At 41.8% G+C, this 23624-nt stretch carries 20 protein-coding genes, 1 pseudogene and 1 riboswitch; of the genes and pseudogenes, 11 read left to right on the top strand and 10 right to left on the bottom strand.

Annotation, left to right across the window (positions count from 1 at the left end):
* Positions 1 to 94: 94 nt before the first annotated feature.
* The 4 genes from ACU0NF_RS07070 to ACU0NF_RS07055 form a co-directional block, all read right to left on the bottom strand.
* On the bottom strand, positions 95 to 1258 hold the full coding sequence (locus ACU0NF_RS07070) for an acyl-CoA desaturase (protein ID WP_284067233.1): 1164 nt from the start codon (positions 1256 to 1258) through the stop codon (positions 95 to 97).
* A gap of 318 nt (positions 1259 to 1576) precedes the next feature.
* A complete protein-coding gene (locus ACU0NF_RS07065; RefSeq protein WP_445660612.1) occupies positions 1577 to 2293 on the bottom strand; it encodes a glycerophosphodiester phosphodiesterase in 717 nt (238 codons plus the stop codon).
* Positions 2294 to 2553: 260 nt separating this feature from the next.
* On the bottom strand, positions 2554 to 3132 hold the full coding sequence (locus ACU0NF_RS07060) for a cob(I)yrinic acid a,c-diamide adenosyltransferase (protein WP_445660611.1): 579 nt from the start codon (positions 3130 to 3132) through the stop codon (positions 2554 to 2556).
* Between the two features lie 96 nt (positions 3133 to 3228).
* The gene (locus ACU0NF_RS07055; RefSeq protein WP_445660610.1) at positions 3229 to 5073 is read right to left on the bottom strand and encodes a TonB-dependent receptor plug domain-containing protein; all 1845 of its coding nucleotides are present in this window, start codon (positions 5071 to 5073) and stop codon (positions 3229 to 3231) included.
* A gap of 39 nt (positions 5074 to 5112) precedes the next feature.
* A riboswitch (cobalamin riboswitch) is annotated at positions 5113 to 5317 on the bottom strand.
* Positions 5318 to 5473: 156 nt separating this feature from the next.
* Here ACU0NF_RS07055 and ACU0NF_RS07050 point away from each other — a divergent pair.
* From ACU0NF_RS07050 to ACU0NF_RS07030, 5 genes are all read left to right on the top strand, one after another.
* Entirely contained in the window at positions 5474 to 6118 is a 645-nt protein-coding gene (locus ACU0NF_RS07050; RefSeq protein ID WP_445660609.1) for a phosphoribosylanthranilate isomerase, read from the top strand.
* Positions 6099 to 7343 carry a tryptophan synthase subunit beta gene (gene trpB / locus ACU0NF_RS07045; protein ID WP_131383198.1) on the top strand — a complete coding sequence of 415 codons (1245 nt, stop codon included), beginning with the start codon at positions 6099 to 6101 and terminating at the stop codon, positions 7341 to 7343. Before ACU0NF_RS07050 ends, trpB begins: the two co-directional genes overlap by 20 nt.
* Positions 7344 to 7425: 82 nt before the next feature.
* Positions 7426 to 8358 (top strand): FRG domain-containing protein, encoded by a 933-nt coding sequence (locus ACU0NF_RS07040; RefSeq protein WP_445660608.1) that lies wholly within the window; start codon positions 7426 to 7428, stop codon positions 8356 to 8358.
* Positions 8358 to 8876, top strand: a complete 519-nt coding sequence (locus ACU0NF_RS07035) for a DUF1543 domain-containing protein (protein ID WP_445660607.1) — start codon at positions 8358 to 8360, stop codon at positions 8874 to 8876. The genes ACU0NF_RS07040 and ACU0NF_RS07035 overlap by 1 nt, the downstream gene beginning before the upstream one ends.
* A gap of 173 nt (positions 8877 to 9049) precedes the next feature.
* Positions 9050 to 10042: a DUF2804 domain-containing protein gene (locus tag ACU0NF_RS07030; protein ID WP_171538885.1), complete on the top strand. Its 993-nt coding sequence runs from the start codon at positions 9050 to 9052 to the stop codon at positions 10040 to 10042.
* 99 nt (positions 10043 to 10141) lie between these two features.
* On the opposite strand, the gene ACU0NF_RS07025 is transcribed toward ACU0NF_RS07030, so the two are convergent.
* Entirely contained in the window at positions 10142 to 11020 is an 879-nt protein-coding gene (locus ACU0NF_RS07025; protein WP_445660606.1) for a metal-dependent hydrolase, read from the bottom strand.
* A 135-nt stretch (positions 11021 to 11155) separates the two neighbouring features.
* On the opposite strand from ACU0NF_RS07025, the gene ACU0NF_RS07020 reads away from it, so the two are divergent.
* Positions 11156 to 12193, top strand: coding sequence for an AraC family transcriptional regulator ligand-binding domain-containing protein (locus ACU0NF_RS07020; protein WP_445660605.1), 1038 nt, complete (start codon positions 11156 to 11158; stop codon positions 12191 to 12193).
* Between the two features lie 41 nt (positions 12194 to 12234).
* On the opposite strand, the gene ACU0NF_RS07015 is transcribed toward ACU0NF_RS07020, so the two are convergent.
* Complete coding sequence (locus ACU0NF_RS07015) at positions 12235 to 13566, bottom strand: Na+/H+ antiporter NhaC family protein (protein ID WP_445660604.1); 1332 nt, start codon at positions 13564 to 13566, stop codon at positions 12235 to 12237.
* Between the two features lie 364 nt (positions 13567 to 13930).
* On the opposite strand from ACU0NF_RS07015, the gene trpA reads away from it, so the two are divergent.
* The 4 genes from trpA to ACU0NF_RS06995 are packed head-to-tail and all read left to right on the top strand — an operon-like array spanning position 13931 to position 17938.
* The gene (gene trpA, locus ACU0NF_RS07010) at positions 13931 to 14734 is read left to right on the top strand and encodes a tryptophan synthase subunit alpha (protein ID WP_131316976.1); all 804 of its coding nucleotides are present in this window, start codon (positions 13931 to 13933) and stop codon (positions 14732 to 14734) included.
* Complete coding sequence (accD, locus tag ACU0NF_RS07005; RefSeq protein WP_131268126.1) at positions 14731 to 15627, top strand: acetyl-CoA carboxylase, carboxyltransferase subunit beta; 897 nt, start codon at positions 14731 to 14733, stop codon at positions 15625 to 15627. Before trpA ends, accD begins: the two co-directional genes overlap by 4 nt.
* The gene (gene folC / locus ACU0NF_RS07000; protein ID WP_445660603.1) at positions 15624 to 16907 is read left to right on the top strand and encodes a bifunctional tetrahydrofolate synthase/dihydrofolate synthase; all 1284 of its coding nucleotides are present in this window, start codon (positions 15624 to 15626) and stop codon (positions 16905 to 16907) included. The genes accD and folC overlap by 4 nt, the downstream gene beginning before the upstream one ends.
* On the top strand, positions 16898 to 17938 hold the full coding sequence (locus tag ACU0NF_RS06995) for an SPOR domain-containing protein (RefSeq protein ID WP_445660602.1): 1041 nt from the start codon (positions 16898 to 16900) through the stop codon (positions 17936 to 17938). Before folC ends, ACU0NF_RS06995 begins: the two co-directional genes overlap by 10 nt.
* 18 nt (positions 17939 to 17956) lie before the next feature.
* Here ACU0NF_RS06995 and ACU0NF_RS06990 read toward each other — a convergent pair whose 3' ends face one another.
* The 3 genes from ACU0NF_RS06990 to ACU0NF_RS06980 form a co-directional block, all read right to left on the bottom strand.
* On the bottom strand, positions 17957 to 18538 hold the full coding sequence (locus ACU0NF_RS06990) for a dual specificity protein phosphatase family protein (protein WP_445660679.1): 582 nt from the start codon (positions 18536 to 18538) through the stop codon (positions 17957 to 17959).
* 11 nt (positions 18539 to 18549) lie between these two features.
* Positions 18550 to 19365: an MBL fold metallo-hydrolase gene (locus tag ACU0NF_RS06985; RefSeq protein ID WP_445660601.1), complete on the bottom strand. Its 816-nt coding sequence runs from the start codon at positions 19363 to 19365 to the stop codon at positions 18550 to 18552.
* A gap of 366 nt (positions 19366 to 19731) precedes the next feature.
* Positions 19732 to 20373 carry a peroxiredoxin gene (locus ACU0NF_RS06980; protein ID WP_445660600.1) on the bottom strand — a complete coding sequence of 214 codons (642 nt, stop codon included), beginning with the start codon at positions 20371 to 20373 and terminating at the stop codon, positions 19732 to 19734.
* 340 nt (positions 20374 to 20713) lie between these two features.
* Here ACU0NF_RS06980 and secA point away from each other — a divergent pair, with 340 nt between their 5' ends.
* Entirely contained in the window at positions 20714 to 23434 is a 2721-nt protein-coding gene (gene secA / locus ACU0NF_RS06975) for a preprotein translocase subunit SecA (protein ID WP_445660599.1), read from the top strand.
* Positions 23435 to 23538: 104 nt separating this feature from the next.
* Here secA and ACU0NF_RS06970 read toward each other — a convergent pair.
* Positions 23539 to 23624, bottom strand: a pseudogene (locus ACU0NF_RS06970) (IS5/IS1182 family transposase); the annotation flags it as partial.

Here is a 23624-nt window from a genome sequence, read left to right as displayed (position 1 = left end):
TAAAAAATGGGGGAGATGTGATCACTATAGCAAATTTAAACTGCCAAAATAAATAAAGCCCCAACAATGGGGCTTTATATTGAATCAAACTTTATTAAGAGACTGGATTCTTTTTAATAGTACGCATCAAGATATTTAAGGTATTGCGATGATGTGAAAGACGTTGTTCAACCAATTGGAAATCCACTTTAAGTTTGCTGTCGATCTGGTGAATCTTTTCAGCAACAGAAGCTTTTTTCGCTTGAATCTCTTGTTCTTTCAGCTTTGCCCAGTCATTTAAGGTTTGGGTAAACGCTTCATATTCTTGTGCAATACGGAGTTTTGCAGTCGCCATATCTTCATTGACATTATGACCATAAACCGCCAAATCCTGTTCAGCATATTTAAAGCGCATCGCCAATTCTGCTTTTTTAATATTAAAGCTTGGAATACGACGCAAGTTCTTTGCTAAACCGAGTTTTGAACATGACCAGATCAGCCATTTGGTTGGATCATATTGCCACCATTTCACACCGTTTCGGTAGTCATACTGGAAAATGTGATGATAGTTATGATAACCCTCACCCCAAGTTGCAATTGCCAAAACGAAATTGTCACGTGCAGTATTTTCGTCAGTATAGGGACGTTTGCCCCACATGTGGCAGAGTGAGTTAATGAAGAAAGTGACATGATGACTCAAGATCAGGCGAAGTAAACCCCCCAATAACACTACGCCCCACATATCGCCAACAGCCCAACCCACAGTAGTGAGAATCACGGCATGTACAGCAATAACAAGCGGGATGTAATATTTGTCCTGGAACATCACCACTTTGTCATTTAACAAATCGGGTGCATTTTTATAGTTTGATTCTGCTGCTGGATAGTTGCGAAGCATCCATCCAATATGCGCATACCAAAAGCCGTTATTAATTGAATAGGGATCTTTTTCAACATCATCGACATGACGGTGATGGGTACGGTGACCTGAAGCCCAGAACAAAATACTATTTTGAACGGCAAAAGTACCCATAAGCATTAAAATAATTTTTAATGGCAAGGTTGCTTCATAAGCACGATGTGCCCATAAGCGGTGATAACCCGCAGTAATCCCTAGACTACTCACACCGAGTAGTACAAATAAACTAATCCATGCGCCTAAGCTAAAATCATGATGATAAGCATATAGAGGGATAGCGATTACAGCCACAATGGGTAAAAGTACGAGTGCGAACACTGCAATCCAGTTAATTGGGGCTTTGGGTAGGGGAGCATTCATCTCCAACAGCACTCCTAGAACCTTTTTTAAAGGTAAAGGTAAGGTATAAATGATTTCTTAATTCAATACAATTTATAAGGATTAAGACTGTTTCAATATTAGCATGCGTGAACAAATCTTCACTAGTATTATTCTACAGTCGTATTGTACTAAACAGTAACAGAATAGAGGTTTGTGTTGATTGATTTTATCGAAGGTTTAGACCTCTTATTTATAGATCGACGATAGGGCTTAAAACAAAATTTTTAAACAATAGAATAAGCGATTGTTCTATTTAGAATTATTAAATCGACGCATGCTCTCTGCATCTCTTTTATATCATTTAAAGTGTTGCAACATCATTTTAGGGAAATCAGTAATTAACCCGTCAATACCTAAGCCTTGCAGATGTCTGGCGCGTTCAAGACCATTTACTGTCCACACACTGATATTTAAATGGGCGTGTTGGGTGGCTTGAATAATTTCATCTGTTGCCAGTGGATTCATCCAGCCAATTTGACAGCAACCCAGTTCTAAAGCCTGTTCGATGGCACGTTCTTTAATATCCTGTTCAATCAGTAAGCCATGTTTAAAGGTGGAGTATTGCTGTCTTAAAGCCTGATGAATCTTTACATCGAAACTGGTGATCACGGCCGTTTGTTCAAAACCATGTAATTGTTTGTGTAATTCTAAAATCAATTTTTCAGCTTCAGCCATAGTTGCAACTGCTTTAACTTCAACTTCAATATGCTCAAAGTCCTGCATGATGTTAAGGGATTGTTGTAGGGTAGGGGTTACTTCAAAGTTTTTCCAGTCTAGCCAAATGGAGGCCTGATTATAGGACTGTAGTTCAGAACTGGAACATTGGTAAATATTTTTATCGATACCTGTAGTACGCAGGAAATTGTCATCGTGCATGATCACGAGCTCGTCATCTTTGAGTTGGCGAACGTCAAATTCAACGGCTCGAATGCCTAAATCATGAATATATTGAAAGCCACCCAAGGTGTTTTCAGGGGCTTCACCACGTGCACCACGATGTCCGATGATTCTCATCTTTTATCCTTTTATGGGAGTTTTATATTTTCACAACGGTGTCTTACCAGTTATTCATCCAATATAAGAAGCTCATTGTGTCACTTTTTTAAAAAGTGAGTAAAACTGCACCATTCAAAAAACCTGTTTAACAATAGCAATCTATTTATTGCCTCGCAGAAACTTTATGTATCAAATTTCAATCAGGTCGTGAATGGTACTTGCCGTGGAACAAAGACCGTGATTTTAATCAAAAAACGAATAAATCACTGGCACTGAGCTTAGATCGTCTCATTAATATTTTTCTGCCATAGCACTTCAGAGCCACCTTCAGCACGCTGCAAGGTACGTGAGGCTACAAATAGCCAGTCAGAAAGACGGTTTAAAAGTTGCAATGAGGTCGCTTGAATATTTTGATCGCGAGTTTGTACAGTCATCAGGCTACGTTCAGCACGGCGACATACGGAACGTGCTTGATGGGCATAGCTACATGAAAGTGTGCCTGCAGGTAAAATAAAGTCTTTCAGCATAGGTAATGCTTCATTCATGCGGTCAATTTCATTTTCCAAAAATTCAACTGAAACAGGTAAGACCATGTTGTAGTTTGGAATGCAGACTTCACCGCCCAGGTCGAATAGCCAATGTTGAATCAGGCTCAGCGATTTATCCCAAGGGGCTTTGTCTTCAATTGAGCTGATGGCAATCTGTGAACGTAAAACACCAATACAAGAGTTCAGTTCATCAACATCGCCCAAAGCAGCAATGCGCAAATCATCTTTGGCTACACGAGAACCATCGCCTAGTCCAGTTGTGCCTGAATCGCCTGTACGGGTATAAATTTTACTTAAACGGTGGCCCATAGATATGTCCTTCATTTTTAGATATTTCAATTTAAAAAGGATAATGCCATAGGCATGACATTATCCTCAAAAGTATTTACTTAAACTTGGCTGGAATCAGTATTTGAACGTTACACCGGCAGAGGCAAGGCGGCCACCATTGACATAGTAGTAGCCTTGATCTTGATAAGATGCTTTATATTCTACATCGCCAATATTTTGAATATTGGTAAACAATTTAACATTCGGATTTACATTCCAATATGCATTCATATCTATTGTTGCATAACCGGGATTCTGGTAATTTTTGTCCCAATCTTTTGAGTGAGACTTAGCAATTAAAGAGGCACTAAGACCATATATTTCATTTTGGATACCCGTCGTTAAAGTTAAACCTTGACGAGGGCGACGGCCTAAATCTTGGTGAGTTTCACCGTTTTCGGGTTTCACATAACTATAAGTGGCTTTAGCAAATAAATCATTTTGTTGCCAAGCTAGATATAACTCACCCCCTTGGTAGGTGGCTTTAGCAATATTCTCCAGTGGGCCGTAGTTTTCTGAGTTAATCAGGTCTTCAACTTCCGTATGATAGGCTGATAAACCTGTTTTAAAGCCGAAAGGTAAAATTTGATCAATCCCTGCTTCATAAGAAATACTTTCTTCTGGAGCAAGATCAGGGTTGCCGTTCCAGGCATTGTAGAGTTCATTTAAGGTTGGAGATTTAAAAGCTGTTCCAACGTTGGTATATACACTCGTTGATGGAAACAATTGATAGCGCGCCGCAACTTGGCCTACGGTATGCGTGCCATATTTTTCATTGTCCTCTACGCGTATACCGGCTTGGGTATTCAGCTTTTCACCATTAAATTGATGTTGCACATAATATCCAGTGGAATCGATATCTTCAGTATAAGGTGCTCCATAGGATAAAATATCTCCATCAAGATTACGGTGCGTTACACCTGTAAGGAGGCTGTGCTGAGGTTTAAAGTTCCATTTGCCGTAGAGTTCAGCTTCTTGTGTTGTGCTATGCACAAAATCAGTCGAATCTTTTTGATCGACCTGATCTTTGAATTGAGATACTCGTCCATTCAGTTCAATATTTTCTGAAACGTTAACGCGACCGCGTAAATTGACAATTTCATTTTCAAAATCTTGTTTAAGCAAGCTGCCATCAAACGCATAGGCATCATATAAATTTGTACCTTTATTTGTACTGTAATCTATAGATGCAGCAAATTGCTGTTTTTCTACGCCCAGTTTGGCGCTATAACCCTTTTGGTCAAATGAGGCTGTTTCAGTGCTATCTGTTTTTTGGTTGGTGACTTGGGTTGCATCAGATTCTAGGCGTTGTCCACGAATCTGGGCATAAAAGCCATCTTCAAATAAATCTGCGCCAATGACTGATTTATAGGTTTGGTGTTCGCCCATTTCACCCGTCATAAATGCACTGGTTTTCTCAGGTTTTTTAGAAACCAGTTGCACGACACCACCAATTGCATCTGTGCCATAAAGTACAGATGCCGGACCTTTCAATATTTCAATCTGTTTAATATCAGTTGTATCAATAAAGGCTAAATTGGCTGTACCAGATGAGGGGTTATTTAGCCGAATACCATCACGTAATATCAGGGTGTGGTCAGATTCCGTACCGCGTAAATACATATCTGCAAGTTGTCCCATCCCTCCATTTTGCACCATATTAATCGCGGCATCATGTTTTAACAGGTCAGGAAAAGAGGCAATGGGAGATTGCTCGACAATATGAGGCTCAATAAGGGAAATTCTTGAAGGAATATTTTCAATTTTTTCTTCAGAACGTGTGGCTGTAACAACCAAAGTTTCTAAAGCTGAATTTACTGCAGTTTTAGCAGGCGTTTCATTTGCAGAAACACCAGTTGAAAAACCCATCGCAATGGTGATCGCACCTACGAGTGCAGTAGGTTGAAAAAGAGTAGGCATGTTTTTACGCTCCATACATTCACCCCCCGTGAATGATTGAGTTTGAGGGCGCAACAAGCAGGTATCCGGACTTAAATATAAATATTGATTTTCAATATTGGCATATCCACCTTCCCACATTTCTGCAGTGGTGTAAGTGAGAGCTTATAAAGATATGTTGTTCATTTTACCGTTGCGGGGGCAGTGTCGGATTCTCACCAACTTCCCTAAAGCCTGAGCTTGGACTCGTTGCAATTGGGCGCAGTATAAGGTTTGTGTCTACATTAGACAATCTATGTCAATATTATTCCGGATGAACTTTACTCAAGCTTTTAAAATTGCATTACAATGATTCGCCCCCATATTTATAGACTGACTATAAGTCGGGCAAAGTTTTAGCCAAAGAATTAGAGCGAAGTGTATGCGAACCCGTGCCAAAATTTGCGGAATAACACGAATAGAAGATATACATTCTGCTGTAAATGCAGGGGTGGATGCGATTGGATTTGTTTTCTACGCACCCAGCCCAAGAAGTGTGACTATTCAACACGCCCAAGAGCTGGCAAAGCATATTCCTGCTTATGTACAAATCGTAGGTTTATTTGTGAATGCGACAACTGACGAAATCACTCAGGTTCTAGAACACGTACCTTTGGATATTTTGCAGTTTCATGGTGATGAAACCGCAGAGCAATGTCAGCAGATTGCATCACAAACCAAGCGCCGTTGGTATAAAGCTATTCAGGTTAAACCTGAGCTAGATATCATAAAAGCCATAAAAAGCTACCAAAACGCAGGTGCAAGCGCAGTATTATTGGATTCTTGGCATCCTGAGCTTAAAGGTGGAACAGGGCACCAGTTTGATTGGTCGCAGTTCCCAAAACTGAATGTTCCTTTAATTTTGGCAGGTGGTTTAAAACCTGAAAATATTGAAGACGCTATAAAGACGACTAGGGCTTATGCAGTAGATGTCAGCGGAGGCGTAGAGTCCGCAAAAGGTATAAAAGACCAACAACTCATTGAACACTTTATGCAAGGAGTCCAGCGTGGATCAGCAAACTGTTAATCAGAAAGATCAGGTGACTGACTATACCCAATTCCCCGATGAGCGTGGGCATTTCGGTATCCATGGCGGACGTTTTGTGTCAGAAACACTGATGGCAGCATTAGAGGATCTAGAAAAGCTCTATTTCCGCATGAAAAATGATGCACAGTTTTTGGCAGAATTCGACCGTGATTTAGCCTACTATGTAGGTCGTCCTAGTCCACTTTATCATGCTGAACGATGGTCTAAAGAGTTAGGTGGTGCGCAAATTTACTTAAAACGTGAGGACCTAAATCATACCGGTTCGCACAAAATTAATAACACCATTGGTCAGGCATTACTGGCTAAACTTTCAGGTAAAAAACGGATTATTGCCGAAACGGGCGCAGGTCAGCATGGTGTAGCAACAGCTACGATCGCTGCACGTTTAGGACTTGAATGTGTGGTATTCATGGGTGCAGACGATGTTAAACGTCAAGCCATGAATGTATACCGCATGCGTTTGTTGGGTGCGACCGTCGTGCCTGTGCAAAGCGGTTCAAAAACATTGAAAGATGCCATGAACGAAGCGATGCGCGATTGGGTGACCAATGTTGATTCAACGTATTACGTAATTGGTACTGTGGCTGGTCCACACCCTTATCCGCAACTGGTTCGTGACTTCCAGTCAATCATTGGCCGTGAAGCACGTAAACAGATTCAGGAGCAAGCAGGGCGTTTGCCTGATGCACTGGTTGCATGTGTCGGTGGTGGTTCTAATGCGATGGGCTTGTTCTATCCATTCCTGAACGATACCGATGTGAAAATGTACGGTGTTGAAGCAGCAGGTCATGGTATTGAAACCGGTAAACACTCTGCGCCGCTAAACGCAGGTCATGTCGGTGTACTGCATGGTAACCGTACTTATTTGATGTCGGATGAGCAAGGTCAGATCATTGAAACACATTCAATTTCAGCCGGTCTGGATTATCCGGGTGTGGGTCCTGAACACAGTTTCTTAAAAGATATGGATCGCGTGAAATATGTGCCAATTAATGACCAGGAAGCGCTGCAAGGTTTCCGTGATTTAACCCAGATTGAAGGGATTATTCCTGCGCTAGAAAGTGCACATGCCATGGCTTATGTGACCAAACTTGCGCCAACCATGTCTAAAGATCAAATTATTATTGCGACGGTTTCAGGTCGTGGTGATAAAGACTTGATGACTGTTGCGCGTATTGATGGCGTAGAAATGGTTGAGATGTAATTTTATATTATGAAAGAAAGCTCCTAAAATAGGGGCTTTCTTTTTATATGGTTGGAGAAAAGTAGAGAATGGAAAAGTACTGATGGAAATTCAAGAGGGGTTGGGATTTAAAGAATTAATTGTTGATACAGTAGAAGAGTTTATTGAATTAATTCGACCTGATAAAAAGAATGTTAAAGAATATTTGGGAAGTGTAAATGATCAATATATTTATAGAGGACAAGCAGATTCAAGTTGGGAGTTGACTCCAAGTTTATATCGAAATATATCAAGAGAGGAAATCCTCTCAGATACATATGATGGTATCTGTTTTATGCATTGGGTTCACTTGAAAAATTTTGTGCGTGGATGTGATCTAAATTCATCAATTGTACCTTTTGATTCATTCGAATTTCGTTCTGAATGGTTAGAAGATTTTGATGATAGGGTTGTTAGAGATAGTACTAAATGGCCTGATACTAAATTATATGAATTAATTGCTTATGCACAGCATTATGGTGTGCATACAGAGTTTTTAGATTGGACTAAAAATTCTTTAATTGCCTGCTATTTTGCGGCATCTCAAGTTGTAAAAATGAGGAAGTTAGATGGGCTCATGTCGATATGGATTTTTGATACGGAGAAGAAGAACTTACTAAATGAATATAATGAAAAAATATTTGAAATCATTGAAGTGCCGAAAAGTATAAATCAGAATATTTCTTCCCAACAAGGTTGCTTTACTTTAGTCCGTCAAAAAATTATGAGAGGGGCTAGATTAACTTTTGATGAGAATTTAAGTAAATATGAACAAATTCAAAACTTAAATGAATTGGCAGCAGAGAAAAAGGTTAACTTACTGATTAAAGTTTCAGTTCCATGTAAATGGGCTATTGATATCTTAAAATATTGCGATGCCTATACTGTTAATGCGGCTACTGTTTTTAGAGGAATTAGTGGAGGGGCAATGTATGTACAGGAAGGTTTAGAAATTATGGAATATAAAAAGTTAGTAGGTACTGAGCAGGTAAATTAATGTCAAATTTATATATGGTTATGCTCGGTGGTCGCCATGCCCGTGCCAATACAGAAGTTCATGATATTGTACTGGCAGTCGGTGATTCTCTTGAAGAAATCTATCCTCAACTTAAAAATGCATGGTTTGGTGAGCAAAAAGGCTTGCACATCGATGCTTGGGCACAAATCAATGGCGTGGAATTTGAGGGTCAAAAATATCAAATTCAATTCAGCAACGCACAACCGAATTCATCCGAACAAAAGCTGTTTTTAATTAATTTGGGTGGTTATGATGCTCGAGAGTTTGGTGAATTGCATCGCTATATTTTGGTGGTGGCGCAAAATGCCATGGTGGCAAAACAACGTGGTAAAGCATACTTTGCACAGCATTGGCAAAAACAGCATACCGACCGTGTGTTGGATGTAGACGATTGTATCGCGATCGATCAAGTGCATGGCCGTTATGTGCAATTGGTGCAAGGTGAATTTAGTGGAAATAGATGGGAAAATACGTATTTAATGTTATCTGATCAATGATTTATATCTACTTGATTAATAAATTGTATTTATAAAATATTGAACATCTAGGAATAATATATCTTTTTATATATTTTCGACGAAAAGAAGGGTGTTGATACTTTTAAGTTGAATTTATATGGGCATAATAAGGTTAAGGATTTGTGATCTCTTCGCTAGATGGAATTTGATAAATGGATTTGATTCAATCAAATGGACAACCGCATTATGGACGTTTTAGTACTCTCCCAAAGACCATCGATTTAAATAAGTACCAGTATAAGACGCCTTATGGGGAAGTCTTAAAAGGCTGGCGTAAACGGTTAAAATATAAAAAATTTAAATTTTGCTGTATTCAACATGAACATTACACCATTGGTCTGGCCATAGCCGATATCGCATGGGCAGGACATGGTTTTTTCTATATTTATGATCATCAGCGTTCTGAAGTTTTAGAGTGGAATGCAATTAACTTTTTTTCGCGGCATACCGTGGTTGATGAGCAACCGCTTTATAACCAGAGTTTTTTCTCCAAGTCACCTTTTCAAATCGATATTCAACATGCCAATGGTGTGCGTTATATCCATGTGACTAAACATGGTGAAATCAAGCTAAGTGCGCGGATCTTTTGTGCAGGTACAGATCCTTTAAGCATGTGTAGCCCGACAGGGATTAATGGTTGGACTTATACCCAAAAACTCACAACTTTGGGCTGTGAGGGTTTTTTCATAAATAAGCAGGGTCAAACCATACAGTTTCATGAAAAAACCTTTGCTTCACTCGATGACACCTGTGGTTTTTTACGTCCTGAAACAGCCTGGTTCTGGTTGTCCTGTAATTTTTGGGATTCGCAAAATAATCGTATCGGATTGAATCTGGCATCCGGAGTAAATGAAAGTTTTGGTAACGAAAACTGCTTGTGGATGAATGGTGTTTTATATCCCCTAAGCGACATTTTATTTCAGCATCAGGAGGATGATCGCTGGACCATTCGTTCACTGGATGAAAAGCTAAATTTGGATGTAAAAACAGGTTGGCGACGCTATGAAAACCTCAATCTAAGACTGGTCGGCAGTCAGTTCAGTCAATGGCAAGCCAAAATTAGCGGAACCATTCAGCAAGGTGATCAGGAAATTATTTTGTTAAATGAATATGGCTTGTTAGAACAGCATTATGCCAAGTGGTAATACATTGTAAAATGATAAAAACCTAGTCCATATTTATACGGACTAGGTGATTGATAAATACAATAAGTATGAGGTGAGTGCTAAATACAATAAATATGATTAGTCTTTAGCTGCCTGCCAAAACGCTTCTCCAGCTTGGATTGGATCACCTGTTTCTTCCAAGGTTTTTACCCAGACATCATATTGGGCAATCACAGGATGCTGGCTAGGGTGAAAGTCTTTTTTAAACCAGTCTCGATATTGCTTGCTCATTTTGCTGAGCGTGCCATTTTTCCCAAAGAACCACGGTAGGCCGCGAATATTCATTTGCAGGCGTTGCAAGGGTGTGAAGCCATCATACTTTAACATCACATTGGCGCGGTAAAGCGTAAAGCCGAACATTAAGGCTGTTGTCCATGCCAGTGTGAATTTGCGCATAGACTCCGGCACATTTCCCACCTGTTTCATCACATCAAACGCCACATCACGATGTTCCATTTCTTCAATCGCATGCCAGGCAAACAGTGCCCGAACATAAGGATGGCCCTCTCTTATTGTCGCTTTAGAACTAAAAAAGGTTTCTGCCATTAAGGCAGTCAGATGCTCGGCCGCAGCCGTCATGGCAATGTTGTATTGCGGTGAACGCTTTTCCAGCTCAAACTTAAATATTTTAGTTAAACGCTGAATAAATTGATCAACAGGCATCCCCTGATCTTTTAGAACCTGATTCATTTTCTCATGTGCGATCCCGTGCTGCGCTTCCTGACGGATAAAATCAGCGACACGCCGTTTTAAGTCTGGATCGGTAATCTGGTCGCGGAACAAACGTACCGACTGAATAAAGTAGCGTTCACCGTCGGGAAAAGTCAGGCTGAGCGCATCGAACATGCGGGTAATAAACGGATCACCTCCGAACCAAAAACGCGGCACTTCATTCAGTTTAAAGTCAAGATTGCTGCGAACCACCGGTTCAACTTGATATTGGGCAAGAGCATTCATTTTATTTTACTTCAATCGCCTTGGATGAATGCAGTATGTCGGGCTTTTTCAATTTTGTTTTGACAGTACTTGCCATTTTTTATACATTTTACGCCAAGTTGAAAATTTAAAATGTCAAAAAAATAAGGATGTGTTGTGCAAGAACTACAGATTCCCAATGGTTATTTTCAGCTGCTGAATATGTATTTGCTGCAGCAAGAAATAGATATTTTTGCCTTGCCATTTTTGCAGCAGCATCAAGCGCAATTGCGTCATGTATTGTCCCTGCCTATCGATTCGCAATCGACTTATTCATTTTTTCTTGATGTGGTGAAACTCACCCGTCAACATGTCCATTGCCCGGAACTGGTTCTGGAAATGGCCCGCCTGATTCGTCCGGAACATTTTGGTGTGTTGGGTTATATGGCCTCACGTAGTAATAGCGTGGCCGAAGCTTTGCACAATATTATTCGTTTTAGCCGCTTGGTGATTGATGGGGCAGCAGTCATTCCGATGCAAATGCTGTATCAGGATAAAGAGATTTATCTTTCCTGGCCGCTCCATGATGAACGATATGCGATGATTAATGAGCTGACTTCGGCATGTATGGCACATTTGGGCAAGCAAATTTTTCCAGCATCGCTGCAATTGCTGAGTATGCAGTTTGCGCATGCACCGCAAATGGCACGTTATCATTATGAAAAGTTTTTTGGCTGTGAAGTCAGCTTTGGTCATGCCCAATATTCTTTTGTGATTAGTTCTGACAGTCTGGATTTAAAATCGGAACTAGCTGACCCTTCTTTAATGCAACTTTTACTGCGCCAGGCAGAAGAAGCGATTGCTTCCAGGCCCAGTTATGAAAGTTTAGACCAGCACATTCATCTGCGGGTGGCTGAATATTTACGTGTGCAAAATAGTGCACCCAAAATTGAGCAGATTGCCAATGAATTGCATGTATCTGCACGGACACTGCAGCGACAATTGAATGACCTCGGTTCATCGTTTAAAAAGATTGTTGAGGTGGAACGTATGAAACGTTGTGATCAATTGCTGCAGCAGGATATGCAACTGACCGATATTGCCATGCAATTGGGCTATTCGGATCAGTCCGCTTTGGCACGTGCTTATAAAGCATATAGCGACCACACCTTATTACAAAGAAAACAACAGCTGAAAGCATCACCTGAGTCATAAAAAAGCGACCACTTTGAGTCGCTTTTGAAATGTAGATGGATTTAAGCAGGTTTGAATCGAGGGAAACGCAATGCAATGGCCAAGATCGCTATGATGGCCAATACCCAGCAATAGTAAATATTACCAATTAGCTCGATAGGCGACATTTTCGCAATAGAGCAGGCAAGCAGTAATTGCGCCCCGTAGGGAATCAAGCCCTGTACCACGCAGGAGAAAATATCGAGCAATGCTGCAGCACGTTTCGGGTCTATGCCGTATTCCTTGGCCACTTCACGGGCCATATCGCCAGATAAAATAATTGCAACGGTATTGTTGGCAACGAATAAATTGGCGAATATCACCAGAAAACTTAATCCCAGTTCACCGGCACGTTGGCGTCCAACTTTAAATAAACGGGTGATACTGTAAATGCGTTGGATGAGCCATTGCAGTCCACCTTCTTTTTGCATAATCGCAGATAAACCGCCCAAGAACATCGAAAGCAGCGCAACCTCGAACATGCCTACAAAGCCATCATAAATCGCAGTATTGAGTTTTAAGACGCCAAAATCGGGGCTGACCATAATGCCCATCAGACCTGAAAGTACAATGCCTAAGGTTAAAACCGCCAGTACATGCAAGCGTGAGAAAGCCAGAAAGAACACCGCCACATAAGGCAAAATCAGCCACAGGTCATAATCTTTGTATGCAATGGTTTGTGAATCATGGCTAATCAATGCATAAATCAAAATACTCAGGATCGCGGCAGGAACCGCAATCCAGACATTGACTCTGAATTTATCGCGTAGCTGAACTTTTTGACTGCTGGTTGCGGCAATGGTGGTGTCTGAAATCATCGACAGGTTATCACCAAACATGGCACCGCCAACCACCGCACCAATGGCATAGACGGCTTCAATATTGGTGACTTGGGAAAAACCAAAAGCAATCGGCGCACAGGCAGCAATGGTGCCCATGGAAGTCCCCATCGCGGTTGCGATAAATGCCGAAACAATAAACAGCATTGGCAGGACAAAGGACGGCGGGATAATTGACAGGCCCAATTGCACGGTCGCATCGACACTGCCAATGGCACTTGTGGTACTGGCGAATGCCCCGGCCAGCATAAACACCATAAACATTAGAATTAAGTTGGGATGACTGGCACCTTTTAGAAATTCATCAATGGCTGCATTTAATTTTCCACGGTAAAGTAATACGGCAAGAATAATGGCCGGCAGAGCCGCCACAGGTGCTTTAACCTGGTAAAAAGCAAACTCGGTGCCAATGAGGGAATGATAGAGACCACTGCCTAAAAAAATGGCTAAAAATACAATAAGAGGTAGCAGTGCCAGCGCGCGCGCCTGCACTTTACCTTGGGATTCGGGAGTCATATAAAATAAGAAAAATAAAAATCGTGCGTAGTATAGTGCAGGTTTTGCTATTAGATAAAACTTTAAATGTAAAAGCTAACTCAATTATTTTTATCAATTTTTTACCAATAAAAATAAGTTTATCTTAATATTGGATATTTTTTTAAATAGCAAAATTAGGCATCTTTGATCATTGAGAAAAAATCGTAAATATCAGTAAATGGTGTACTCGGATTGTTCTGAAAAAATGAGATTGTCAGTCTAATGTAGCGCGAAATGTTTGCACTCTATTCAATGGGTAAAAAATAGCGTTACAATGCGTTGTCTTGTATTTCTACAAAGCCAACTCCTCAGTTTTTAAATAATTCAAGGAAAGCATAGCCTTATGTCACGTTTAGCCACTCGTTTTGGACAGCTTAAATCTCAGCAGCGTAAAGCGCTAGTTTCTTATGTAATGGCTGGTGACCCTCATCCAGAAGTAACTGTTCCATTGTTACATCAAATGGTTGAGGCAGGGGTAGATGTGATTGAACTTGGACTTCCATTTTCAGACCCTATGGCAGATGGTCCGGTAATTGCCCTTGCAGCAGAACGCGCATTGGCAGGCGGAACCAATACCCTAGACGCTTTGAACATGGTGAAAGAGTTCCGCCAGAAAGATACAGAAACACCCGTGGTTTTGATGGGTTATTTAAACCCGGTCGAAGTGATTGGTTATGAAAAGTTTGTGTCCTATGCGAATGAATGCGGTGTAGATGGTGTACTTCTAGTGGATTTACCGCCTGAAGAAGCAAAAGTTTTGGGTGATGTGTTGAAAAAATTCGACATGGATCAAATTTTCCTGCTTGCACCGACCTCTACTGATCAACGTATTGAGTATGTGGCGAAACAAGCCAGCGGCTTTATCTATTATGTGTCCTTGAAAGGGGTAACCGGTGCAGCAACTTTAGATGTAGCTGAAGCGGCAGCCCGTATCCAGAAAATTAAAGCTGTGACTGATATTCCTGTTGGTGTGGGTTTTGGTATTAGCGATGCGGCCTCTGCGAAAGCAATGGGTGTAGCGGCTGATGCGGTTATTGTGGGCAGTACTTTTGTCAAACAATTTGCCAACCTGGCGCCAGAACAAGCTGTTGTTGAAACGGTTAATAAAGTCAAGGAGCTTCGAGCTGCGCTCGATGAGTTAGTATGAATCAAGAAGTGAAAGCAGGCCAAATTCTTAGCCCAGCGACGCCGTGGACGGAACGTCATGTTCCGGGTATTCACACCCCCGATGAGCAAACCGCACTCAAAGCAACCTTTACAGAGCCAACTATTGAGTGCCCTGAGTGTCACGCACTGGTTACACGTACCGCGATGTCATTTAACGCTTATGTTTGTCCGCAATGCGACGAACATTTGCGTATGAAAGCACGCGACCGTTTAAACTGGTTCTTCGATCAGGTGCAAAATGAACTGGGTCAGGAATTTGTTGCCAAAGATCCACTGAAATTTGTCGACAGCAAGGCCTACCCGGACCGTATGTCTGAAGCGCAAAAGAAAACCGGTGAAACTGAAGCATTAGTGGTCATGCAAGGTTTGCTAAAAGGCATTCCTTTAATCGCATGTGCATTTGAATTCGACTTTATGGGCGGTTCAATGGGTACTGTGGTCGGTGACCGTTTTGTGCAAGCCGCTGAGCGTGCCATTAAAGAGAAACAGCCTTTAGTTTGTTTCGCGGCATCTGGTGGTGCGCGTATGCAGGAAGGCATGTTGTCACTTATGCAAATGGCCCGTACTGCAGCCGCGATTCAGCGTATGAAAGATGCAGGATTGCCGTATTTAGTGGTACTAACCCATCCAGTTTATGGCGGCGTAACCGCTTCACTTGCAATGTTAGGTGATGTACATATCGCTGAACCTAAAGCCATGATTGGTTTTGCGGGTAAACGTGTAATTGAGCAAACCGTACGTGAAAAACTGGAAGAACCGTTCCAGCGTGCAGAATATTTGCTTGATCATGGTGTAATCGATCAAATTGTTCATCGTCACGCATTACGTGATACTGTATATCGTATTGTCGCGAAACTGATGAATTTGCCTTGAACACAGCACCACTTGCAACAGACTCTTTAAACACATGGCTCGATTATTGGAGCCATGTTCACGTTACGGGGATTGATTTAGGTCTGGAACGCGTCATTCCAGTGGCTGAAAAGCTGGGTGTGACACATCCACAGGCAAAAGTCCTGACCGTAGCGGGAACCAATGGTAAAGGCTCAACCACAACCACTTTGGCGGCCATTCTAAATGCGCAGGGCTATAAGGTCGGCTTGTATCAATCACCGCATATTTACCGTTTTAACGAGCGGGTGAAATTGTCGGGCATTGAGGTGGATGACCAGACCTTGGTGGATGCGTTTGTGCAAGTGGATCAAGCCCGTCGTGATTGCGATCTCACCCTTTCTTTCTTTGAAGCCACCACACTGGCAGCCTTTGTTATTTTTAAAACCAAGCAATGTGATGTCTGGGTGCTGGAAGTCGGACTCGGCGGTCGTCTCGATGTGGTCAATGTGATTGATCCTGATGTCGCCGTAATTACCAATATTGGTCTCGATCATACCGACTGGCTGGGCGACACGATTGAAAAAATTGCCTTTGAAAAAGCCGGAATTATTCGTCCGAATATTCCTGTGATCTTTGCCGGTATGCAAACTTTGCCGCAAGCCATTCAAAATAAAGTCGATGAATGCAATGCAACCTTATACGTAGCTGATCGTGATTATTTCTATCAATATACTGACGATGGTCAGTCGTGGATGTTTGCCTCTTCCGGCACGACCTTAAAATTACCGACAGGCACTTTGGCGCTGGAAAATATTTCCACGGCGGTGGCTGCGATTTTGGTCAGTGGCTTGACCGTGACTCAAGAGGCAATTGCGCAAGGGATTCGGCAGGCACGCTTGCAAGGTCGCTTTGAAATCCGCCAGATTCAGGGTAAAACGGTGATCTTTGATGCCGGACATAATCCGCATGGCGTAGAATTTTTGTTAAATCAGTTGCGAAAATTCCTGGAATACAATAAACAGTACACAGAAGTGATCAGTGTTTTTTCCATGTTGGCCGATAAAGATATCAATTCTGTCGCAGAGTTATTGAAAGATACTGTTTTAACATGGAAAATTGCGCCATTAACGGTTCCGCGGGCAGCTGCAATCGAACAGCTCGATGAAGCGTTACAGGGTGAAACAGTACAGCACTTCGAAAGTGTTCAATTGGCTTTTAAATCAGCGCTGAATGAAACTAAAAATAATCAGCTGATCTTGGTATGTGGTTCATTTCATACCTTAGAAGCGGTGTGGGAGTATTTGGAAGAATGTCAATGAATAGCAAACAACGCTGGATGGGTGGCGTTGTTTTATTAGGTGGTGGTGTTTTATTGACAGCATTGCTCCTGAAAGGCAAAGAAGAAATATATCAAAACGAACTTAAAACCCCGGAGCTTGCAGCCCAAGTCACGCAGCAAAAGCCTGGTACAGAAGGCGAAATGGTTCAGCTGCAGGCTTTAACAGTCGATGTGGAAACAGAAAAGCGCTTACTTGAAGAGCAACGCCGTGCGCGCGAAAAAGCGGTTGCAGAACAAGAAGCACGTGCCGCTGAATTTTTAGTGATGCAGCAACAGGCTGAAGCTGAGGCTGCACGTAAAGCGGCAGAAGAATATGCGGCTTTAAATGCCCATCGTGCTGGCGCACAGCAAAGCTCGGATAATATTCCGCCTGAACTGGTGGAAGATGAAAAGGTGAAACAAAAGCGTTTAGCTGATGAAAAGCTGCTTGCGCAAAAAAAGTTAGATCAGCAGAAAGCTCAACAACAGCGAACTGATGCTGATAAGAAAGCAGTTGAAGATAAACGTAAAGCCGAAGCTGATAAAAAAACAGCGGATCTAAAAGCGGCCGAGAAGAAAGCAGCAGAGAAAAAAGCTGCTGACGAAAAAGCCAGACATGATGCCGAGGTAAAACGTAAAGCGGCTGAAAAGCACGAAGCTGAAAAGAAAGCGCTAGAAGCAAAGAAAAAAGAACAAGCTCAGCATGAAGCAGAAGCGAAGAAAAAAGCTGAAGCTGCTAAAAAAGCTGAGGCTGAAAAAGCACGTGATCTGCTGGAAAATGGCGACAAACAATGGATGGTACAAGTGGCTTTGGCAGCCAATGAAGCCAATGCAGACGCCGTTGCATCCAAGTTGCGTGCCAAAGGTTACAAGGTTACCAAGAGTCCAACATCGAAAGGTGTTCGAATTATGGTTGGCCCATCGAAAAACCGAGATGCAGCAGATGCTGCACGTAAGAAAATCAACAATGATGCGAGCCTGAATATGAAATCGGCTTGGGTGATTGAATGGGTGCCACTCGATAAGCGTTAAATTGAGCTTAAGCCAAAATTAAAATGGATTCGACAGTTGCTGTTGAATCCATTTTACATTTTCAGGGCTGAATATTTTTTCAATATGAATCCAAACCGGATGAAAACCGTAACCACCGTGTTTCATTTCATTCAGTGCATCCTCAATTTTCCAGTTTTCAAAAATAATCCGGTACATGGCTACACTTGCACCGGTGCGGTCTGAACCGTGATAACAATGAATCAGAATCTTTTGATTTAAGGTTTTGGCTTGCTGAATCTGTTGCATGACCTGCAATAAATCCTCACGCGACATGGTCCAGGTATGAATGGGTACATGAACCAATTTAAAATCCGTGGAGGGCAGCACAGCCAGATTCTTATTTCGTGACCTTAAATTAATGACCACATCAATATCATGTGCTTTTAATTGTGGAACCAGTTCAGCCGTGGGCTGCTCACTACGAAATACATGCTCGCTAATTTGATAAGAATTATCTTTTTGGTTCAGCATGGTTCCCCAGTGTGGAGGACGCTGCTCCAAGGAAAGTGCGGGTGAGGTGATACATCCCACCAAACTTGAGCTACTCAGTAAAACGGCAACCACTATTTTTTTATTCATGCGTCTTTTATTCATGTGAGATAACGTTCCAATTCGACTGGATCATGCGCACAAATGATTTCAATGCTTTTTTCAGTTTGTGCCAGCTGTTGAATTTTATGTAAGTTGTCTACACGCATCTGATTATTTTCAGCAAAGACACGTTCCAGTTTATCTAAAGTTCGGAGTTTGTTTTTAGGGTTGAGCTGTCGGTGTGAATAGTAAGCATCACCACAGAAGAACAGCCAGCCATCCTTTTGTTTGATGGCAATCCCGCAATGTCCTTTGCTATGACCCAAGAGCGGAATCAATAAAATTTCATCCTGAAATAAGTTAAAGCCTTGCACTTGATGCAAATTAAACCAGGCTTCACCTTGTTCGGGTTCAATGAAATTCCAGTAACGATGTTGTTTAAATTGTTGGGTCTTATAACGTGCTCTATTTTTTAGGGAAAAGAAATTTTGCGTTGCATTATATTCACTGGACAGCACATGTACGGTGGCATGCGGAAAATCTGAAATACCACCAGCATGATCAAAATCCAAGTGTGAAACCAGAATATGCCTGACATCTTGCGAGCTAAAGCCCAAGCGCTGGATTTGGGCAATGGCAGTCAGTTCTAAGTTGTTTTCTATCCGGCCTAACCGCGAAACCAGATTGCCTAAGCGGGCTTTGCTATGCAGATAATCCTGTATGCCCAGGCCAGTATCAACCAGAACCAGTCCTTGATCGGTTTCGAGCAGCAGGCAATGACAAACCACTTTGGCATGTAAACCTTTTTGTCCAAACAGTGGACCGCAAACCGGACACATCGTGCCACAGTGCAAATGATGAATCTTATAAATCACAATATTTATTCTTAAGATGATTAGGCGTATTTATAAACCGTCGCTGATATAAACACCAACTTGATTTTGTAATTCAATTGATTAGCCCAATAAAAAAGCCCGTCCTAAGACAGGCCTTAGCAAGATCAGAATCTGGCTCGTCATTTTAGTCCTGACTTTTAGCATTGTTGTTCATATTGCGTTTGGAGCGAAAGTCACTGATTTATTTCCTGACAATTGAGATTCGACTTCTCGTCTTCTTGCGCAAAACTAAAAAGCGGTGCTTCATAAGTGAAACTACGCGCTTCGCTTGTCTTGCGAATACTTAAAGCAGTGCTTTGTACTGCGCACTTTGTTTGCCTTGCGCAAAACTAAAAAGCAGTGCTTTTAGTTTTGCTCAGGCTGTGGCGTCAAGCGTAAATAAGATTTAACTGCCGTATAGCCTTTAGGGAAACGTTGTTTGATTTCTTCTTCATCTTTAAGAGAAGGTACGATCACCACATCTTCACCTTGTTGCCAGTTGGCAGGGGTCGCTACTTTATGCTTATCCGTCAGTTGGAGTGAATCGACGACACGTAAAATTTCATTGAAGTTACGGCCCGTAGATGCAGGATAGGTAATAATTAGACGCACCTTTTTGTTTGGATCAATAATCACCAGAGAGCGCACAGTCAGGGTTTCACTGGCATTCGGGTGAATAAAGTCATACAGCGTAGACACTTTACGGTCTTGATCGGCAATGATTGGAAAATTTACTGCGGTGTTTTGCGTTTCGTTAATGTCGTTAATCCAGCCTTTATGTGATTCAACATCATCAACCGACAGGGCAATGGCTTTTACGCCACGCTTATCAAATTCATCTTTCAGCTTTGCGGTATAGCCAAGTTCAGTGGTACAGACTGGCGTGTAGTCGGCAGGGTGGGAAAATAAAATTCCCCAGCTGTCACCCAAAAAGTCATAGAAATTAATGGTGCCTTCACTTGAGTCCTGCTCAAAATCTGGTGCGGTATCGCCTAGACGTAATGCCATTTTTTATTGCCTCAAATTATTTGTTATAAACTTTGATGAGATCTAATATGGCGGATTTTTTTTTCCAAGGAAAATAGCGTTTTTGTATTTCTTTATGAGTAAATAGAATATACAAGCAGGGTCTGATTTGTAAAATCTGTATAAATGACGGATTTAATGACTATATTGGCTGTTTAAAATTTGTTACATTGTTTTTCCTTAGCTGTCATGTGCTAGAACAAATGATCAGAATTTTTTTATGGGTTTTGTGCAAAACCCTTGTACTTCAAATTTCTAGCACCATAATAACGACTGAGAAAAAATTTATTCATTCGACAAGCAAGATTTAGAGAGTCTATTCATGTTGGCAAGTCTGATCGGAGGCATCTTCGGTACCAAAAATGAGCGCGAACTCAAACGCATGCGTAAAATCGTAGATAAGATTAATGCGCTCGAGCCGACGATATCTGTACTAAGCGATGCAGACTTATCTGCAAAAACTGAAGAATTCAAACAACGATATAACAAGGGCGATGGCCTGGATAAATTATTGCCTGAAGCATTTGCGGTTTGTCGTGAAGCGGCAAAACGAATCATGGGGATGCGTCATTACGATGTACAGCTGATTGGTGGTATTACTCTTCACGAAGGTAAAATTGCAGAAATGCGTACTGGTGAAGGTAAAACCCTGATGGGTACCTTGGCATGTTATTTAAATGCGATTAGTGGTCAAGGTGTGCATGTCATCACCGTGAATGATTACTTGGCACAACGTGACGCCGAGCTGAACCGTCCATTGTTCGAATTCTTGGGTTTAAGCATTGGTATTATTTATTCAATGCAAAATCCGAGCGAAAAAGCCGAAGCCTATCGTGCAGATATTACTTACGGTACCAACAATGAATTTGGTTTTGACTATCTTCGTGACAACATGGTGTTCTCGCTGGCTGAGAAAAAACAGCGTGGCTTAAGTTATGCCATTATCGATGAAGTCGATTCGATCCTGATTGATGAAGCACGTACACCCTTGATCATTTCTGGTCAAAGTGATGACTCTTCACAACTCTATGCTGCAATCAATAGCATTCCACCAAAATTGACCCCGCAAAAAGAAGAAAAAGTACCAGATGGTGGTCACTTCTGGATTGATGAAAAACAACGTTCTGTTGAAATGACAGAAGTCGGTTATGAAACCGTTGAACAAGAATTGATTGAAATGGGCTTGCTGGCTGAAGGCGAGAGCTTGTATTCGTCGGCTAACTTGAACTTGGTTCATCATGTTTCTGCTGCTATTCGTGCGCATTATCTTTATCAACGTAATGTTCAGTACATCATCAATGATGGTGAAGTGATCATTGTTGATGAAAATACCGGTCGTACCATGCCGGGCCGTCGCTGGTCAGAAGGCTTGCACCAAGCCGTTGAAGCAAAAGAAGGTCTGGAAATCCAACCTGAAAACCAAACCTTGGCAACCACGACTTTCCAGAACTATTTCCGTTTATACAAAAAGCTTTCAGGTATGACCGGTACTGCTGATACTGAAGCTGCGGAAATGAAAGAAATTTACGGTCTGGATGTGGTGCTGATTCCAACCCACCGCCCAATGATTCGTAATGACCAAAACGATTTAATTTATTTAAATCGTAATGGTAAATACAACGCGATTATTCAGGAAATCCAAAATATTCACGAAGCAGGTGTTGCACCGATCCTGATTGGTACCGCCACCATCGAAGCTTCGGAAATTCTTTCTGATAAACTGAAAGAAGCCGGTATTGCCCACGAAGTGTTGAATGCAAAACAACATGAGCGCGAAGCTGACATTATTGCGCAAGCGGGTTCGCCAAATGCGGTGACCATTGCCACCAATATGGCAGGTCGTGGTACCGATATTTTGCTCGGTGGTAACTGGAAAGCCAAACTTGCCAAAATTGAAAACCATACTGCTGAAGATGAAGCACGCTTAAAAGCTGAATGGGAACAAAACCATGAAATGGTATTAAGTTCTGGTGGTTTGCACATCATTGGTTCAGAACGTCACGAATCTCGTCGTATCGACAACCAGTTACGTGGTCGTGCCGGACGTCAAGGTGACCCGGGTGTTTCACGTTTCTACTTGTCGCTTGAAGATGACTTGATGCGCATCTTCGCGGGTGATCGTGTTGTCGGCATGATGCGTGCGATGGGCTTGCAAGAAGATGAAGCCATTGAACACAAAATGGTGTCACGCTCGATCGAAAATGCACAACGTAAAGTAGAAGCACGTAACTTCGACATTCGTAAGAACTTGTTGAAATACGATGACGTGAATAACGAACAACGTAAGATTATTTATTCACAGCGTGATGAAGTGCTTGCTGAAAGTACCTTGCAAGAATATATCGAAGAAATGCATCACGAAGTGATCAAAGGTGTAATTGCTAATTATATTCCACCTGAATCAATTCATGATCAATGGGATATTGACGGTTTAGAACGTGCATTGCGTGATGATCTGGGCATTGATTTGCCGGTGAATCAATGGTTGGAACAAGACCGTCGTTTAGATGAAGAAGCCTTGGTTGAACGTATTTCTGATGAAATCGTGAACCGCTATCGTGATCGTCGTCAACAAATGGGTGATGAATCTGCAGCCATGCTGGAACGTCATTTCATGTTAAGCGCTTTGGATCGTCACTGGAAAGAACATTTGGCGGCGATGGATTACTTGCGTCAAGGCATCCATTTACGTGGCTATGCACAAAAAAATCCAGAGCAAGAGTATAAGAAAGAAGCATTTAACTTATTTGTAAATATGCTTGCGGTGATCAAGTCGGATGTGATCACCGACCTTTCACGTGTACATGTGCCTACAGCTGAAGAATTGGCTGAAATGGAAGCACAAAAACAGGCTCAAGCTGAAGCGATGCAGTTAAATCTTTCTCATGCGGAAGTGGATGGCTTAATCGGTGATACGGCAGAAGATCTGGATGCACAATATACGCCAGTCGATGAGCAGAACATTATTCCACCTGCAAGTCGCAATGCACCATGCCCGTGTGGTTCAGGTCTAAAATACAAACAATGTCACGGTAAAATTTAATTTTACCCAGACTGCGAAGCCACTTTAAATATTCCTCTTGTTTGTTGAGAGGGACTATCTAAAGTGGCTTTTTTAATTCTTTCTAAATAGGGTCTGTTGACATTTCAAGTATAGAATTTACCCGATAAAGGTAGCCAAATAAATACACAAGCTAATGCAACTGCACCCTCATAGCTACACTTTAGCTTAT

The sequence above is a fragment of the Acinetobacter sp. F16 genome, assembly GCF_052712855.1.
Note: the sequence above shows the minus strand (reverse complement) of the source record. Positions and strands in the feature narration are given on the sequence as shown.